The organism is Bacillus sp. GW821-FHT01G09 (assembly GCF_059422205.1).
Genome location: NZ_JBWKWL010000003.1, coordinates 156906 through 174049, shown reverse-complemented (window position 1 = coordinate 174049; position 17144 = coordinate 156906). Strand labels below are relative to the sequence as shown.

At 45.3% G+C, this 17144-nt stretch carries 14 protein-coding genes, 1 other RNA gene and 1 other annotated feature; of the genes, 13 read left to right on the top strand and 2 right to left on the bottom strand.

Annotated elements, in window-relative coordinates; translation table 11 throughout:
• The first annotated feature begins 4 nt into the window (after positions 1–4).
• From AC07VD_RS11555 to dtd, 3 genes are all read left to right on the top strand, one after another.
• A complete protein-coding gene (locus AC07VD_RS11555) occupies positions 5–517 on the top strand; it encodes an adenine phosphoribosyltransferase (RefSeq protein WP_029727134.1) in 513 nt (170 codons plus the stop codon).
• 167 nt (positions 518–684) lie between these two features.
• Positions 685–2889 (top strand): GTP diphosphokinase, encoded by a 2205-nt coding sequence (relA, locus tag AC07VD_RS11550; RefSeq protein WP_003229747.1) that lies wholly within the window; start codon positions 685–687, stop codon positions 2887–2889.
• 12 nt (positions 2890–2901) lie between these two features.
• Positions 2902–3342, top strand: a complete 441-nt coding sequence (dtd, locus tag AC07VD_RS11545; protein ID WP_004398689.1) for a D-aminoacyl-tRNA deacylase — start codon at positions 2902–2904, stop codon at positions 3340–3342.
• A gap of 25 nt (positions 3343–3367) precedes the next feature.
• Here dtd and AC07VD_RS11540 read toward each other — a convergent pair whose 3' ends face one another.
• On the bottom strand, positions 3368–4924 hold the full coding sequence (locus AC07VD_RS11540; protein WP_134156117.1) for an N-acetylmuramoyl-L-alanine amidase family protein: 1557 nt from the start codon (positions 4922–4924) through the stop codon (positions 3368–3370).
• Positions 4925–5056: 132 nt separating this feature from the next.
• Between AC07VD_RS11540 and AC07VD_RS11535 the strand changes: the two genes are divergently transcribed.
• The 5 genes from AC07VD_RS11535 (at position 5057) to AC07VD_RS11515 (ending at position 9774) form a co-directional block, all read left to right on the top strand.
• Positions 5057–5227, top strand: coding sequence for a YrzK family protein (locus tag AC07VD_RS11535; RefSeq protein ID WP_004399157.1), 171 nt, complete (start codon positions 5057–5059; stop codon positions 5225–5227).
• Positions 5228–5286: 59 nt separating this feature from the next.
• Positions 5287–5519 (top strand) — a binding site (T-box leader).
• An 89-nt stretch (positions 5520–5608) separates the two neighbouring features.
• Complete coding sequence (hisS, locus tag AC07VD_RS11530) at positions 5609–6883, top strand: histidine--tRNA ligase (RefSeq protein ID WP_032722254.1); 1275 nt, start codon at positions 5609–5611, stop codon at positions 6881–6883.
• A 13-nt stretch (positions 6884–6896) separates the two neighbouring features.
• On the top strand, positions 6897–8675 hold the full coding sequence (aspS, locus tag AC07VD_RS11525; RefSeq protein WP_217018126.1) for an aspartate--tRNA ligase: 1779 nt from the start codon (positions 6897–6899) through the stop codon (positions 8673–8675).
• 60 nt (positions 8676–8735) lie between these two features.
• Positions 8736–8928, top strand: a non-coding RNA gene (ssrS, locus tag AC07VD_RS11520) — 6S RNA.
• Positions 8929–9009: 81 nt separating this feature from the next.
• On the top strand, positions 9010–9774 hold the full coding sequence (locus AC07VD_RS11515; protein ID WP_003229763.1) for a tRNA threonylcarbamoyladenosine dehydratase: 765 nt from the start codon (positions 9010–9012) through the stop codon (positions 9772–9774).
• Positions 9775–9813: 39 nt separating this feature from the next.
• Here AC07VD_RS11515 and AC07VD_RS11510 read toward each other — a convergent pair whose 3' ends face one another.
• Positions 9814–11079: a replication-associated recombination protein A gene (locus tag AC07VD_RS11510; RefSeq protein WP_076458209.1), complete on the bottom strand. Its 1266-nt coding sequence runs from the start codon at positions 11077–11079 to the stop codon at positions 9814–9816.
• 202 nt (positions 11080–11281) lie between these two features.
• Here AC07VD_RS11510 and cymR point away from each other — a divergent pair, with 202 nt between their 5' ends.
• The 5 genes from cymR to recD2 all read left to right on the top strand — a co-directional run bounded on the left by cymR (position 11282) and on the right by recD2 (position 17129).
• Complete coding sequence (gene cymR, locus AC07VD_RS11505; RefSeq protein ID WP_003225879.1) at positions 11282–11698, top strand: cysteine metabolism transcriptional regulator CymR; 417 nt, start codon at positions 11282–11284, stop codon at positions 11696–11698.
• Between the two features lie 18 nt (positions 11699–11716).
• A complete protein-coding gene (locus AC07VD_RS11500; protein WP_014477512.1) occupies positions 11717–12859 on the top strand; it encodes a cysteine desulfurase family protein in 1143 nt (380 codons plus the stop codon).
• A gap of 27 nt (positions 12860–12886) precedes the next feature.
• Positions 12887–14002: a tRNA 2-thiouridine(34) synthase MnmA gene (gene mnmA, locus AC07VD_RS11495; RefSeq protein WP_004398509.1), complete on the top strand. Its 1116-nt coding sequence runs from the start codon at positions 12887–12889 to the stop codon at positions 14000–14002.
• A gap of 85 nt (positions 14003–14087) precedes the next feature.
• Positions 14088–14708 carry a tetratricopeptide repeat protein gene (locus AC07VD_RS11490; protein ID WP_202926392.1) on the top strand — a complete coding sequence of 207 codons (621 nt, stop codon included), beginning with the start codon at positions 14088–14090 and terminating at the stop codon, positions 14706–14708.
• A 24-nt stretch (positions 14709–14732) separates the two neighbouring features.
• Positions 14733–17129 carry an SF1B family DNA helicase RecD2 gene (gene recD2 / locus AC07VD_RS11485; protein ID WP_494721788.1) on the top strand — a complete coding sequence of 799 codons (2397 nt, stop codon included), beginning with the start codon at positions 14733–14735 and terminating at the stop codon, positions 17127–17129.
• Positions 17130–17144 lie beyond the last annotated feature (15 nt).

Sequence of the window (17144 nt, the reverse complement as noted above, 5' to 3'; positions counted from 1 at the left end):
ACAGATGGATTTAAAACAATACGTAACAATTGTACCGGATTACCCGAAAGAGGGCGTGCAATTTAAAGATATTACGACACTGATGGATAAAGGCGATGTATACCGCTATGCCACAGATCAAATTGTTGAATATGCGAAAGAAAAGCAAATTGATTTGGTCGTTGGCCCTGAAGCGCGCGGCTTTATTATCGGCTGTCCCGTTGCTTACGCGCTTGGCGTAGGTTTTGCGCCGGTCCGCAAAGAAGGCAAGTTGCCTCGTGAAGTAATCAAAGTGGATTATGGCTTGGAATACGGGAAAGACGTATTAACGATCCATAAAGATGCGATTAAGCCTGGTCAGCGTGTGCTTATTACAGATGACCTGCTTGCGACAGGCGGCACAATTGAAGCGACAATCAAACTTGTTGAAGAACTTGGCGGCGTTGTTGCTGGTATCGCTTTCTTAATCGAGCTTTCTTACCTTGACGGCAGAGATAAGCTGGAAAATTACGACATCTTAACATTAATGAAATACTAAGGATAACCGCATAACGAAAAAGCACTCCATGTCAGGGTGCTTTTTTCCTATTGTTTTGCATTTATTTTATATAATATTTGGCTATTTGAACTTCTGCTCTTTACATCTTTCGTTTTTTTCTTGATAATAAACTACAATACAGTTTACATTTTAAAAAAGGTGATTCCATGGCGAACGAACAAGTATTGACTGCCGAGCAAGTTATAGATAAAGCGCGCAGCTATCTATCTGATGAGCATATCGCATTTGTCGAAAAAGCATATCTGTACGCTGAAGATGCTCATCGCGAGCAATACCGCAAATCGGGCGAGCCATATATTATTCATCCGATTCAGGTTGCGGGGATACTCGTTGATCTTGAAATGGACCCTTCCACAATCGCGGGCGGATTTTTGCACGATGTCGTGGAAGATACAGATGTGACGCTCGATGACCTGAAAGAAGCATTTTCCGAAGAAGTGGCAATGCTTGTAGACGGCGTAACGAAACTCGGCAAAATTAAATATAAATCTCAAGAGGAACAGCAGGCGGAAAATCATCGCAAAATGTTTGTCGCTATGGCTCAAGATATCAGGGTCATATTGATCAAGCTGGCGGATCGTCTTCACAATATGCGGACACTGAAACATCTGCCTCAGGAAAAACAGCGGAGAATCTCCAATGAAACGCTGGAAATTTTTGCTCCTTTGGCGCATCGTCTCGGGATTTCAAAAATTAAGTGGGAATTGGAAGATACGGCGCTCCGTTATTTGAACCCTCAGCAATATTACAGAATTGTCAACCTCATGAAGAAGAAACGTGCAGAACGTGAGCTTTATGTCGATGAGGTTGTCAATGAAGTGAAGAAACGTGTCGAAGAAGTAAATATCAAGGCTGACTTCTCGGGACGTCCGAAACATATTTACAGCATTTATCGAAAAATGGTGCTGCAAAACAAGCAATTCAATGAAATTTACGATTTGCTGGCTGTCCGTATTCTTGTGAATAGCATAAAGGACTGCTACGCGGTGCTTGGCATCATTCACACATGCTGGAAACCGATGCCCGGCAGATTCAAAGATTATATCGCAATGCCGAAGCCGAATATGTATCAATCACTTCATACAACGGTTATTGGGCCTAAAGGCGATCCGCTTGAAGTGCAGATCCGCACCTTTGAAATGCATGAAATAGCGGAATACGGGGTAGCGGCTCACTGGGCTTATAAAGAAGGGAAAGCAGCCAATGAAGGTGCAACCTTTGAGAAAAAGCTTTCTTGGTTCCGTGAAATTTTAGAATTTCAAAATGAATCGACAGATGCAGAAGAATTTATGGAATCGCTCAAAATTGATTTGTTCTCTGACATGGTGTATGTCTTTACGCCAAAAGGAGATGTAATCGAGCTTCCGTCCGGTTCTGTTCCGATTGACTTTTCTTACCGGATTCACTCTGAAATCGGCAATAAAACAATCGGTGCCAAAGTAAACGGAAAAATGGTTACGCTTGACCATAAGCTTCGGACAGGTGATATCGTTGAAATTCTCACCTCTAAGCATTCCTACGGTCCGAGCCAGGATTGGGTGAAGCTTGCCCAAACATCCCAAGCGAAGCATAAAATCCGTCAATTCTTTAAGAAACAGCGGCGTGAAGAAAATGTCGAAAAAGGCCGTGAACTGGTCGAAAAAGAAATTAAAAACTTGGATTTTGAATTGAAGGATGTTTTAACGCCGGAGAATATTCAAAAGGTTGCTGACAAATTTAATTTCTCAAATGAAGAGGATATGTACGCGGCGGTCGGTTACAACGGCATTACGGCTCTGCAGGTGGCGAACCGCCTAACAGAAAAAGAGAGAAAGCAGCGCGATCAGGAAGAACAGGAAAAGATCGTTCAGGAAGTCACTGGGGAACCTAAGCCATACCCGCAAGGAAGAAAACGGGAAGCTGGCGTTCGTGTCAAGGGCATCGACAACCTCCTTGTCCGTTTATCAAAATGCTGCAATCCTGTGCCAGGTGATGATATTGTCGGCTTTATCACAAAAGGCAGAGGGGTTTCGGTCCATCGCGAAGACTGTCCGAATGTCAAAACGAATGAAGCCCAAGAGCGGCTGATCCCAGTAGAGTGGGAGCATGAGTCACAGGTTCAAAAGCGCAAGGAATACAATGTTGAGATAGAGATTCTTGGGTATGACCGCCGCGGATTGCTGAACGAGGTACTCCAGGCAGTGAATGAAACGAAAACAAATATTTCATCTGTCTCTGGCAAATCGGATCGCAATAAAGTGGCAACTATTCATATGGCGATTTTTATTCAGAATATCAATCACTTGCATAAAGTCGTCGAGCGTATTAAACAGATTAGAGATATCTACTCTGTGCGCCGCGTCATGAACTAAAGGGGTTAGAAAATGAGATTAGTTGTTCAGCGAGTAACAGAAGCAAGCGTTACAGTGGACGAAGAGGTCGTCGGCCAAATTGGACAAGGCCTTATGGTGCTGGTCGGCATCACTCATGATGATACAGAAGATGATGCAGCTTATTTAGCCGATAAAGTTGTCAATCTCCGTATTTTCGATGACAGTGAAGGGAAAATGAATCTGTCTCTAGTAGATATAGGAGGAGAGATTTTATCCGTCTCACAGTTTACGCTTTATGGAGATACGAAAAAAGGGCGCCGGCCGAACTACATGAACGCGGCCAAACCCGATAAAGCTTTAGGTCTTTATGAAAAATGGAATGACCTGCTTCGTGAAAAAGGAATCAAAGTGGAGACCGGAACGTTTGGAGCAATGATGGATGTTCAGCTTACAAACTCCGGACCGGTCACGCTCATTATGGATTCAAAATAAAAAAAGCTGCCAAAGGCAGCTTTTTTTATTGGAAGTATTTCTCTAATCCGCTTTCGATCCCATCTGTTACTTTTTCTTGGTATGAATTGCTATGTACAATGGCTTCTTCCTGCGGATGGCTTACATATCCCAGCTCGTACAGCATAGCGGGCTGTCTGTTTTCCCGGAGCACATAATAATCTCCGAATAATACGCCGCGGTCTGGAATGGAAGAACGCTTCACCACTTCTGAGTGGACATCTGATGCGAGTTCCTGATCTTTGGCAGGACTGTAGTAATATGCTGTACTGCCTCTAGTAGAGGTATCCGCATAGCTGTCATAATGAATACTGATAAAGGCGTCAGCGTTACGGTAGTGAGACGTAGAGACCCGTGACTGCAGGCTGACAAAGGTATCATCCTGGCGTGTCACATATACATCCGCTCCAGCCGATCGAAGTTTGCTGGCGAGCAGTTTTGCCGTTTTGATCGTCAGGTTTTTCTCGAATTTCCCCGAATATCCGATCGTTCCGCTGTCTTTTCCTCCATGTCCCGGGTCAACAATAATCGTTTTATTGTTTAGAGAGCCGTTTCCAGACGGGGAATCAGAGACTGGCGGTTCACCTGCTTCTTCTGCGCTTTTAGACGTTTGGACCACCCAATTGGCTACATAAGCAGTTTGCCCGTTATCAAGCTTTATTTCATACCAGCTTCCCTTTGAACCGGTAATGGTGTATGAATCTCCTTTGGCAGCGCGCTCAACGATCGAAGCTGATGTTGACGCATCACTTCTTAGATTCGTTCCTCCGTACATGATATAGGCTTTTTTAGCGGAGGATGAACTGCCGGCATTTGCTGAATCATCAGCTGGAACAGAACTAGTCAAAAGGTAATGGCTTGCAACCCAGCCTTTTAGCCCGTTCACCTCAATGTGAGCCCAGCCATTTTTCTCATTGAGAACCGTCAGTTTCGTTCCGCGATCAAGTTTTGTTATAATTGCCGCGTCATGTGAGGCGGAGGCTCTTACATTTAGCGAAGAAACACCGACTGTGCCCGTCGTTGACGCACCGGAATCCTCGGTTTGGTCATTCTCATCAGACGCTGAACTGCTGCCTCCTGATGTGACATATTCAGATGATACCCATCCGGTGGCACTGTGATAGGATATCTTGATCCAGCCCGAATCTTTATCAATGACAGATGCTTGGCTGCCTTGCGGGAATTTGCCGATGACTTCGTATGAAGTGCCCGGGCCGCTTCTCATCCGCAGATCGGGGTCTGTTGATGTCACAGTGCCACTGCTTCCTGAGGAGTTTGTGCTGGCCTGGTCTTCCTTTGTAATAAGCCAGGAGACTACCCAGCCCTTTTCTCCGGAACCAAGCTGTATCTGCACCCAGTCTCCATCTTCCTTTAAAATCGGATAGCGTTCTCCCTTTTTTACTTCCGCTGTAATGCCGTAGCTAAGCCCAGGGCCGCTTCTGACGTTCATTTCATCTGTTGCGATGACCGCTTCTCCTTGAGCAGCTGTAACGGATGAAAAGGTCGGGAATAGCGCTGCGGTGAAAATAATACATACAATAAGGACAAAGTATTTCTTGTTCATTGTGTCCTCCTTTCTGATGATCATTAAAAAAGCATTCTTGTTTAATATCGTAAAGTCCTTTCTGATTTTTAAATAAAAATAAAATGATTTGTTTATACTAAGCGTAAATACAATCAAAAAGGTGTGCAAATCATGAAATATCATCCAAAAATGGGACGTGCATTTCACGACGGTGAAGCGAATCTGCATTACAGCGATCACGCAGATCCCGATACGACTGGTTATCTTACGGAAACAGCATCTGAATTTGGTCTTATGTCTAAAGAAGCAGCGCTGAGGAAAAACAACCGGAATAAAGCTTGACAGAGAACCCCAATCCCATTATTATAATAGAAATTGAGTACATAGCAAATGATGAAAGATTTGAACCAATAATGGAGAAGAGTAGGTCAGATTGCATGATTAGAGAGGAACCCGCCCCAGGCTGAAAGCGGATCCCATTGCGTCTTTCTCGAAACAACACTCCGGAGGTTTCCTGCTGAACGCGTGAATAACGCCATTAGGCAGTGAACGTGAACCTGCGTTAAAGGATCGAGCGGGAATATGAACGTATTCCAACTAGGGTGGCACCACGGGTACAACTCTCGTCCCTACTATCATGTATAGTAGGGGCGGGAGTTTTTTTCATTTTCATCATTAACGATCATTGGATATTTTAAAAGGAATACACAAGGAGGTCTACCTATGGGATATAACATTCCGAGAGGAACACAGGATATTCTGCCTGGAGAATCAGATCGCTGGCAGTTTGTTGAACAAATTATGAGAGACACTTGCCGCACTTATCAATATAAAGAAATCCGCACACCGATTTTTGAGCATACAGAACTGTTTGCCAGAGGCGTCGGAGAATCAACGGATATCGTACAAAAAGAAATGTATACCTTCGAGGACCGCAAAGGCAGAAGCCTGACGCTTCGTCCGGAGGGAACAGCTGCTGCGGTTCGCGCTTTTAATGAAAACAAGCTGTTCGCAAATCCTGTACAGCCGACAAAGCTTTATTATGTCGGGCCGATGTTCCGTTATGAACGTCCTCAGACGGGCCGTTACCGCCAGTTTTATCAGTTTGGAATTGAAGCGATTGGTTCGAAAGACCCTGCAATCGACGCTGAAGTAATGGCGCTTGCGATGAGTATTTATGAAAAAGCTGGTTTAGAAAACGTTAAGCTTGTCATAAACAGTCTCGGCGATCAAGATAGCCGCAAAAGCTACAGAGAAGCGCTCGTGAAACACTTCGAGCCTCGCATCGAAGAATTTTGTTCAGACTGCCAGTCACGGCTGCACACGAACCCGCTTAGAATCTTGGACTGCAAAAAAGATCGAGATCATGAGCTGATGAAATCAGCGCCTTCGATTTTGACATATTTAAATGAAGAATCAGCTGCTTATTTTGACAAAGTGAAACAATACTTAAATGATCTTGGCATTTCGTATGAAATCGATCCGAACCTTGTGAGAGGGCTGGATTATTACAACCACACCGCATTTGAAATTATGAGCAATGCGGAGGGCTTTGGCGCGATTACGACACTTGCCGGCGGCGGACGCTACGACGGGCTTGTCGAACAGATCGGCGGACCTGAAGCACCGGGCATCGGATTTGCGATGAGCATCGAACGCTTGCTTGCCGCAATTGATGCTGAAAAACGAGAGCTGCCTGTTGATAAGGGAATCGACTGCTATATCGTCACACTCGGCGAAAAAGCAAAGGATTATTCTGTTTCATTGGTGTACAAACTGAGAGAAGCAGGCATTTCCAGTGAAATCGATTATGAAAATAAGAAAATGAAAGGCCAGTTTAAAACAGCTGATCGCTTAAATGCCAGATTTATTGCGATTTTGGGTGAAGATGAGCTTGCCCAAAACAAAATCAATGTAAAGGATGCACAGACGGGCGAACAGATTGAAGTGGCACTTGATGAATTTATACATGTGATGAAGGCAAACCAAAAGGGATAAGGAGTGAAACGCATTGTTTGGAAGAACATATTATTGCGGTGATATAACTGAAAAAGCAATTGGCGAATCTGTAACGCTGAAAGGCTGGGTCCAAAAAAGACGAGACCTCGGCGGATTGATTTTTATTGACTTGCGTGACCGTACGGGCATTGTTCAAGTCGTTTTTAACCCTGATGTGTCAAAAGAAGCGCTTGCTATTGCGGAAGGCATCAGAAATGAATACGTGCTTGATATTCAAGGAAAAGTGGTGGCGCGTGAAGAGGGAACAGTTAATCCGAATTTGAAAACAGGCGCGATCGAAATACATGCTGATGGAGTGAACGTATTAAATGCTGCAAAGACTCCTCCATTTGCGATTTCTGATCAAGCTGAAGAAGTGTCAGAGGACGTTCGTTTAAAACACCGTTACTTAGATTTGCGCAGACCGGCTATGTTCCAGACGATGCAGCTGCGCCATAACGTGACGAAAGCTGTTCGCAGCTTTTTAGATGAAAATGGGTTTCTTGATATTGAAACGCCGATTTTAACAGGAAGCACGCCTGAAGGCGCACGTGACTACTTGGTGCCGAGCCGTGTGCACGAAGGTGAGTTCTACGCGCTGCCGCAGTCCCCGCAGCTATTTAAACAGCTTCTGATGGTATCAGGCATTGAACGATATTATCAAATTGCCCGCTGTTTCCGCGATGAAGACTTGCGTGCGGACCGTCAGCCTGAGTTTACGCAAATTGATATTGAAATGTCCTTTATGAGCCAGGAAGACATTATGTCATTGGCTGAGAAGATGATGGCAAAGGTTATGCGTGAAACAAAAGGTGAGGAACTTAAGCTTCCTCTTCCTCGAATGACGTATGACGAAGCAATGAACAAGTACGGTTCTGATAAACCGGATACGCGTTTTGACATGCTTTTGACGGATGTGTCTGACATTGTAAAGGATACGGAATTTAAAGTGTTCTCATCAGCTGTAGCAAACGGCGGCGTGGTTAAAGCCATCAACGTAAAAGGCGGTGCCGGCGATTACTCCAGAAAAGACATCGACGCTCTTGGCGCTTTTGCTGCAAACTACGGGGCAAAAGGGCTTGCCTGGGTGAAGGTTGAGGCAGACGGAGTGAAAGGCCCGATCGCTAAATTCTTTGATGAAGAAAAGCAGTCTAAGCTGATTGAAGCACTTGATGCTGCTGAAGGTGATTTGCTGCTGTTCGGAGCGGATCAATTCGAAGTTGTGGCCGCATCACTCGGCGCCCTGCGCTTAAAGCTTGGGAAAGAGCGCGGGCTGATTGACGAAAAATTGTTTAATTTCTTATGGGTCATCGACTGGCCGTTATTAGAGCATGATCCGGAAGAAGGCCGTTTTTACGCAGCACACCATCCGTTCACAATGCCTGTCCGAGAAGACCTTGAGCTGATTGAAACAGCGCCTGAAGACATGAAAGCACAAGCTTATGACCTCGTTTTAAACGGCTATGAGCTTGGCGGCGGTTCAATCCGTATTTTTGAAAAGGATATTCAGGAAAAAATGTTTGCGCTTCTCGGCTTCTCACCAGAAGAAGCGGCTGAACAGTTTGGATTCCTGCTGGAAGCATTTGAATACGGCGCTCCTCCGCACGGCGGAATCGCACTCGGCTTAGACCGTCTCGTTATGCTTCTCGCTGGACGTACGAACCTGAGAGATACGATTGCATTCCCGAAAACAGCAAGTGCAAGCTGCCTGATGACAGAGGCGCCGGGAGAAGTAAGCGATGCCCAGCTTGACGAGCTTCATCTTTCTATCAAGAAAAAAGTTAAGAACTGAATGTGCAGTTCGATTCTTGAAAATCAAAATCGTCTGTGATATGATTTTGACAAGTTAAATAAAGTCCTGATGTGTTAGTTGTACACCTAGTTTTGACCGAACATTTTTTTGATTTGGGAGCCCGCATTTTTAAATGGCGTATATGCCTCTTTTCATTCGGTAAAGAGGACTTACAAGATTTAAAAGAGGGCACCCACCTGCTGAGAGCGGGTTCAAAACAAAGGAAAGCTGCAACGGCACTATTGGGACTTTATTTTTTGTTCGCAGAAAAACGGCTGCTCATGGATCAGCCATTTTATAGATGAAACCAGAATACGAATGTGGAGTGAGGTTCTTGTTACACCAGTTTTCACGCAATGAATTAGCTATCGGAAAAGAAGGCCTTGAAACGCTGAAAAACAGCACAGTTGCTGTGCTTGGAGTCGGGGGAGTTGGGTCGTTCGCGGCGGAAGCTCTCGCGCGGTCAGGCGTCGGCCGCATTCTGCTTGTCGACAAAGATGATGTCGACATTACAAATGTAAACCGTCAGCTTCACGCGCTGCTTTCAACTGTCGGACAGCCGAAAGTTGATTTAATGAAGGCGCGGATCGCAGACATTAACCCGGAGTGTGAAGTGATCGCGTTAAAAATGTTCTATACGGAGGAAACGTATGAGCAGTTTTTTGACTATGATCTTGACTATGTCATTGATGCGTCAGACACCATTTGTTATAAAATTCATTTAATGAAAGAATGTCTGAAACGGGATATTCCGCTCATCTCCAGCATGGGTGCAGCAAATAAAACGGATCCGACACGCTTCCAAATCGCTGATATCTCAAAAACGCACACTGATCCAATTGCGAAGGTCGTCCGTACGAAATTACGCAAAGAGGGGATCAAAAAAGGCGTTCAAGTGATTTTCTCTGATGAAAGCCCGATTGTCATTCGGGAAGATGTCAGAAAAGAAGTGGGAAATGACGAAGCGAAAATCCGTAAAGCAAAAATGCCGCCTTCCTCTAATGCTTTTGTGCCGTCAGTCGCAGGTTTGATTATGGGCGGACATGTTGTCATGGATCTTTTGAAAGACATTGAAATCAAACGTGTGAAGGATAAATAATGCATAAAAACAGCCTTGATGATCAAGGCTGTTTTTGTTTTATTTTCTTTTCATTAATTTATCGTACACCTGCTTTAAGGCGGATTCGAATTTTCCTGTCTGTTTCGGCTTATAGTATTGCTTATTTTTCAGAGGATCAGGGAGGTATTGTTGTTCGACCCAACCGTTGTCGTAATTGTGCGGGTATTTATAGTCGATTCCTCTTCCTAATTCCTGAGCTCCTTTATAATGCGCGTCTTTTAAATGCTTCGGGACATCCCCAATTTTTCCGGCTCTGATATCTGCCAGAGCCTCATCGATTGCCAGAATGGCCGAGTTTGATTTCGGTGAGAGGCAAAGTTCAATAACTGCGTTGGCCAGAGGGATTCGCGCTTCAGGAAACCCGACTCGCTCAGCGGTCTGAATAGCATTCAGCACTCTAGGGCCGGCTTGCGGGCTTGCTAAACCGATATCTTCATAGGCGATAACAAGCAATCGTCTTGCGATGCTCTCCAGATCACCGGCTTCAATTAATCTAGCCAAATAGTGAAGAGCAGCGTTGGCATCAGAGCCGCGGATCGATTTTTGAAAAGCGGACAGTACATCATAATGCGCGTCACCATCTTTATCGTGAGAAAAGCTTTTTTTCTGCAAGCATTCTTCCGCGGTTTCTAATGTAATGTGAATTTCACCGTCTGCTGACTCCTTCGTTGACAACACGGCAAGCTCAAGCGCATTTAAAGCGGAGCGGACATCTCCTCCGCATCCGTTGGAAAAATGCTCCATCGCCTGATCATCAATGGATACAGAATAGGTGCCAAGGCCCCGATGTTCATCATGGAGCGCACGTTCCAGTGCCTGTTTAATCAGATCAGGTGTTAACGGTTCAAGCTCAAAAATCTGGGTCCGGCTTCTGATCGCCGGATTAATGGCATGATACGGGTTAGCCGTCGTTGCTCCGATCAAAATGATCATCCCGTTTTCTAAATAGGGTAATAGAAAATCCTGTTTTCCTTTATCCAGCCTGTGGACTTCATCCAGAATCAAAATCACTTGGCCGGACATCTTGGCTTCCTGAGCTACGATTTCCATATCTTTTTTATTGTTAATGACAGCATTCAGCTTTCGAAAAGCAATACTTGTTGAACCGGCGATTGCTGTTGCGATTGATGTTTTTCCAATTCCGGGCGGCCCGTACAAAATCATGGATGACAAATGTTTTGCCTGGACCATTCTGCCAATAATTTTATCTTCAGCCACCAGATGCTGCTGGCCGATAATATCCTCTATTTTTGTCGGACGCATCCGATATGCCAATGGCTTCATCTATCATCTCTCCTTACTTAATTACAGGGTAACGGAAAACCGTACATTAGAAAAGGGTAAAGGCCCCTTTCCTTCTGCCTCAATGAAAATTCGCTGAAGGTATGTTATAATAACAGTTGGTCTATAAGATAATAAACGGACGAAACATATAGAAATTACCATTATAAATGTGGAAAATCATGAAATAACAGAGGTGTTCATGTTGAAAATATCAACTAAGGGAAGATACGGGCTCACCATTATGATCGAGCTTGCAAAAAAGCACGGTGAAGGCCCGACTTCATTAAAAAGCATCGCACAGACGAATAATTTGTCCGAGCATTATTTGGAGCAGCTGGTATCGCCGCTCAGAAATGCCGGTTTAGTGAAAAGCATCAGAGGCGCATATGGCGGATATGTATTAGGCAGTGAGCCGGATGCCATTACCGCGGGAGATATTATCCGTGTGCTTGAGGGGCCGATCAGCCCTGTTGAAGTGCTGGAAGATGAGGAGCCTGCCAAGCGTGAGCTCTGGATTCGCATCCGGGATGCTGTAAAAGAGGTTTTAGACAGTACAACATTAGAGGATCTTGCCAGCTATACAGACGGAGAGCAAGAAGCTTATATGTTCTATATTTAGATCAGAGGTGTAAACATAATGGAACGGATTTATTTAGATCATGCTGCAACGTCTCCGATGGATGAGCGCGTGCTGGAAAAAATGATACCGCACTTCTCCGGCAGTTTCGGTAATCCCTCCAGTATTCATTCATTTGGCAGAGAATCTCGAAAATGGGTGGATGAAGCAAGAGCGCAAATCGCAGCAGAAATCGGAGCGGCAGAGCAGGAGATCATTTTTACAAGTGGGGGAACGGAAGCTGATAACTTGGCGATCATGGGAACCGCACTTGCAAGAAAAGATCTTGGCAGACATATCATCACAACAAAAATTGAGCATCACGCCGTGCTTCACACATGTGAAAAACTTGAGGAAGACGGATTTGACATAACGTATCTGGACGTTGACCAAAATGGAAGAGTCAGTGCAAAACAGGTGAAAGAAGCACTGCGTGATGATACAATCCTTGTGACAGTGATGTATGGAAATAATGAAGTTGGAACAGTGCAGCCGATCGAAGAAATCGGTGAGCTGTTAAAGGAACACAAAGCTTATTTTCATACCGATGCTGTTCAGGCATTCGGGTTGCTGCCAATTGATGTGAAAAACAGCCATATTGACCTTCTGTCTGTTTCCGGGCACAAGCTCAACGGGCCAAAAGGGACAGGCTTTTTATATGCTAGTAAAGATGTGAAGCTTTCACCGCTTTTATTCGGAGGAGAGCAAGAAAGAAAACGCCGTGCCGGAACCGAAAATGTTCCAGGCATTGTCGGGCTGAAAGAAGCGATCAAGCTGTCAAGTGAAGAACGGGACGAAAAAAACGAGAAGTATCAATCGTTTAAAGCAATCTTTGCCGACACGCTTAGAGATGCAGGTGTGGCATTCGAGATCAACGGGGACAAAGAGCATAGTCTGCCGCATGTTCTGAATCTTTATTTCCCCGGTGTGTCAGTGGAAGCGCTGCTGGTTAATCTTGATATGGCGGGTGTCGCTGTCTCCAGCGGTTCAGCGTGCACGGCCGGTTCAGTCCTGCCGTCACATGTTCTGACTGCTATGTTCGGAGAAGAGAGTGACCGGCTGACGTCCTCTATTCGAATCAGCTTCGGCCTCGGCAATACGGCTGAGCAAGTGAAAACTGCTGCCAAACATGTGGCCGACGTTGTCAAACGGCTGACACAATAAGGCGGCTTAGTAATTGGAGTGAATGAAATGGAAAAACGGCCGGAGGATACAAGAGTCGTCGTCGGCATGTCCGGCGGAGTAGACTCATCTGTGGCGGCCCTGCTGTTAAAAGAACAGGGCTATGATGTAATCGGAATCTTTATGAAAAATTGGGACGATACGGACGAAAACGGTTTTTGCACGGCGACAGAGGATTATGAAGATGTGATCCGCGTCTGCAACCAAATCGGAATTCCGTATTATGCCGTAAACTTTGAAAAGCAATATTATGAGAAGGTATTTCAATACTTCCTTGATGAATATAAAGCAGGCAGAACACCAAACCCGGATGTACTGTGCAACAAAGAAATTAAATTCAAGGCCTTTTTGGAGCATGCATTGTCACTTGGCGCCGACTATTTAGCGACTGGCCACTATGCAAGAGTAGACAGAAGCGGCGGAAAAGTCAGAATGCTGCGCGGCATTGATGAAAACAAGGATCAAACGTACTTCTTGAATCAGCTGACAGAAGATACGCTGAGCAAAGTCATGTTCCCGATCGGCGAACTTCAAAAAAGCCGTGTGCGTGAAATCGCCAAAGAAGCAGAACTTGCAACGGCGACGAAAAAAGACAGTACAGGCATCTGCTTTATCGGCGAACGCAACTTCAAAACGTTTCTCAGCCAATATCTCCCTGCACAGCCGGGCGATATGATGACGATGGACGGTGAAGTAAAAGGCCGTCACGACGGGTTGATGTATTACACGATCGGACAGCGTCACGGCCTTGGCATCGGCGGAAGCGGCGAGCCGTGGTTTGCGGTAGGCAAAGATCTTGAAAAGAACATCCTCTACGTGGATCAAGGGTTCCATAACCCGCTTTTATATTCTGACAAAATCACAGCAACAAATATCAGCTGGGTACGTTCGGATATCATGAAGGGCGAAGAGATTTCCTGCACGGCTAAATTCCGTTACCGCCAAGAAGATCATAAAGTAACGGTGCGCATGACTGGCGAGGGTGAAGCGGAAGTCATCTTTGATGAACAAGTCCGCGCTGTAACGCCGGGACAAGCCGTTGTCTTCTATGACGGCGAAGAATGTCTTGGCGGCGGGACAATTGATGATGTGTACAAAGACGGAACAAAATTGTGGTACGTATAAAAGATGAAAAACCTCAACACTGAGTTGGGGTTTTTTAATGAAAGGAAGATGATCGGTGGATTATAATCAACTCGGTATAGAGGCGATGCAGGAAGGCGATTACGAGAAAGCGGCAGAGGCATTTACAAAAGCGATTGAAGAAAATAAAGAAGACGCGATTCCGTATATCAATTTTGCCAACCTGCTTTCATCCGTAAACGAGCTGGAACGTGCGCTTGCGTTTTATGATAAAGCGCTTGAATTAGACAATAGCGCAGCCACTGCTTATTATGGAGCAGGAAATGTCTATGTTGTAAAAGAAATGTACAAAGAAGCGAAAGACATGTTTGAAAAAGCGCTTCGTGCGGGGATGGAAAACGGCGACCTGTTTTACATGCTCGGAACGGTACTTGTCAAGCTCGAACAGCCTAAGCTTGCACTGCCATATTTACAAAGAGCGGTCGAACTGAATGAAAACGATACGGAAGCGCGTTTTCAATTCGGGATGTGCTTAGCCAACGAGGGCATGCTGGACGAAGCGCTCAGCCAATTCGCAGCTGTAACAGAGCAAGACCCGGGGCATGCAGATGCATTTTATAATGCCGGTGTCGCTTATGCTTATAAAGAAAACCGAGAAAAAGCGCTGGAAATGCTGGACAAGGCAATCGATATCCAGCCAGATCATATGCTTGCGCTTCATGCTAAAAAACTGATTGATCCATCATAACAGGCACAGGAGGAGGGACAGCTCGTGCAGCAGCATCCGGATCAGCTTAAACTGGAGGAAGAGCCCTATTTAAAAGGGACAGTCAACACAGTCATCTATCATAATGACACCAATTTATATACGGTTCTGAAAGTGAAAGTCACAGAGACCTCCGAAGCCATTGAAGATAAAGCCGTATCCGTGACGGGCTACTTCCCTGCGCTTCAAGAAGAAGAGACCTATACGTTTTACGGAAAGATCGTAACCCATCCAAAATTCGGGCTCCAATTTCAGGCGGAGCATTTCAAAAAGGAGATTCCAACGACTAAGGAAGGCATCATTCAATATTTATCGAGTGATTTATTCGAGGGAATCGGCAAAAAAACTGCTGAAGAAATTGTGAAAAAGCTGGGCGACAGCGCCATTAATAAAATATTGGCTGACGCTTCAGTGCTTTATGATGTTCCCAGACTCTCAAAAAAGAAAGCCGACACGCTGGCCGGTGCATTGCAGCGGCATCAGGGACTGGAGCAAATCATGATTTCCTTGAATCAGTTTGGTTTTGGCCCGCAGCTGTCTATGAAAATCTATCAAGCCTATGAATCCGAGACGCTTGAAAAGATTCAGGAAAATCCTTATCAGCTTGTGAAGGATGTAGAAGGCATCGGGTTTGGGAAAGCAGATGAGCTGGGCAGCAGAATGGGTCTTTCGGGTAACCATCCTGAGCGGGTAAAAGCTGCTATTTTGTACACGCTTGAAACGACTTGTTTGTCAGAGGGGCACACGTACATAGAAACGGAACAGCTGATCATTGACACCCAATCTCTGTTAAACCAGTCAGCAAGGGAAGGACAGCGCATCACAGAAATGGATGCCGCTAACGCGATTATTGCCCTTGGAGAAAATAAAGACATTGTCATTGAAGATGGCCGCTGTTATTTTCCGTCGCTGTTTTACGCAGAACAAAACGTTGCAAAGCGTGTGAAACATATCGCTAGCCAAACCGAATATGAGAACCAGTTTCCCGAATCAGAGTTTTTGCTCGCGTTGGGAGAACTGGAAGAACGGATGAACGTTCAGTATGCCCCCAGCCAGAAGGAAGCGATTCAAAAAGCCCTTTCCTCGCCGATGCTTCTTTTAACAGGCGGCCCGGGAACAGGAAAAACGACGGTAATCAGAGGGATTGTCGAGCTCTACGGAGAGCTTCACGGTGTGTCACTAGACCCGTCAGCTTATAAAAAGGATGAAGCTTTTCCGATTGTTTTGGCCGCTCCGACAGGGAGAGCAGCAAAACGGATGAGTGAATCAACGGGACTTCCTGCAGTCACGATACACAGGCTGCTTGGCTGGAACGGTGCTGAAGGCTTTACTCATACAGAGGATCAGCCGATCGAAGGGAAGCTGTTAATTATCGATGAAGCCAGTATGCTTGATATATGGCTGGCGAATCATTTGTTCAAGGCGATCCCTGATCATATACAAATCATCATTGTAGGAGACGAAGACCAGCTGCCTTCCGTCGGTCCGGGACAAGTGCTCAGAGACCTGCTGGCATCCCAGGTGATTCCGACTGTGAGACTGACAGACATCTATCGTCAGGCGGAGGGGTCATCAATCGTCGAGCTTGCCCACCAGATGAAAAATGGATTGCTGCCGAACAATTTGACTGCCCCGACAAAGGACCGTTCCTTTATTCGCTGCGGCGGGTCGCAAATCAAAGAAGTAGTTGAGAAGGTTGTCGCCAATGCATTGAAAAAAGGCTATACAGCAAAGGACATTCAGGTCCTCGCTCCGATGTACAAAGGAAAAGCCGGCATTAATGAATTGAATGTGATGCTGCAGGACATTTTAAATCCTCCTAAAGAAAAACGGAGAGAATTGAAGTTCGGGGATGTTGTCTACAGAACCGGAGATAAAATTTTGCAGCTTGTCAATCAGCCGGAAAACAATGTGTTCAACGGAGATATTGGCGAAATCACGTCGATATTTTATGCAAAGGAAAATACAGAAAAAGAAGACATGGCCGTCGTTTCTTTTGACGGCAATGAAATGACATTTACGAAAAAAGATTTTAATCAATTTACCCATGCGTATTGCTGTTCTATTCATAAATCGCAGGGAAGTGAATTTCCGATTGTGGTTTTGCCTGTTGTGAAAGGCTATTATAGAATGCTCAGAAGAAACCTTCTTTATACCGCGATTACAAGAGCGAAGAAATTTCTCATTTTATGCGGGGAAGAGGAGGCGCTGGAGTGGGGCGTGAAAAATAATGATGCAACTGTCAGACAGACCTCCTTAAAAAACAGGCTGTCCGTACAGGTTGAGGAAATGGATGCCGAGCTTGAGGCTCTCCAAAAAGAGCTCCCGTTCAGCGTACACGACGCCAACATTGGCATGGAAGGCATTACACCATTCGATTTTATGAAAGAAGAACAGCAATAAAATGCTCCCGTGTAA

Coding starts and splice junctions, on each gene's coding strand:
- dtd (WP_004398689.1), top strand. CDS start 2,902: ATGAGATTAGTTGTTCAGCGAGTAACAGAAGCAAGCGTTACAGTGGAC.
- AC07VD_RS11500 (WP_014477512.1), top strand. CDS start 11,717: ATGGAACGGATTTATTTAGATCATGCTGCAACGTCTCCGATGGATGAG.
- AC07VD_RS11540 (WP_134156117.1), bottom strand. CDS start 4,924: ATGAACAAGAAATACTTTGTCCTTATTGTATGTATTATTTTCACCGCA.
- AC07VD_RS11535 (WP_004399157.1), top strand. CDS start 5,057: ATGAAATATCATCCAAAAATGGGACGTGCATTTCACGACGGTGAAGCG.
- relA (WP_003229747.1), top strand. CDS start 685: ATGGCGAACGAACAAGTATTGACTGCCGAGCAAGTTATAGATAAAGCG.
- AC07VD_RS11510 (WP_076458209.1), bottom strand. CDS start 11,079: ATGAAGCCATTGGCATATCGGATGCGTCCGACAAAAATAGAGGATATT.
- AC07VD_RS11555 (WP_029727134.1), top strand. CDS start 5: ATGGATTTAAAACAATACGTAACAATTGTACCGGATTACCCGAAAGAG.
- mnmA (WP_004398509.1), top strand. CDS start 12,887: ATGGAAAAACGGCCGGAGGATACAAGAGTCGTCGTCGGCATGTCCGGC.
- hisS (WP_032722254.1), top strand. CDS start 5,609: ATGGGATATAACATTCCGAGAGGAACACAGGATATTCTGCCTGGAGAA.
- AC07VD_RS11490 (WP_202926392.1), top strand. CDS start 14,088: ATGCAGGAAGGCGATTACGAGAAAGCGGCAGAGGCATTTACAAAAGCG.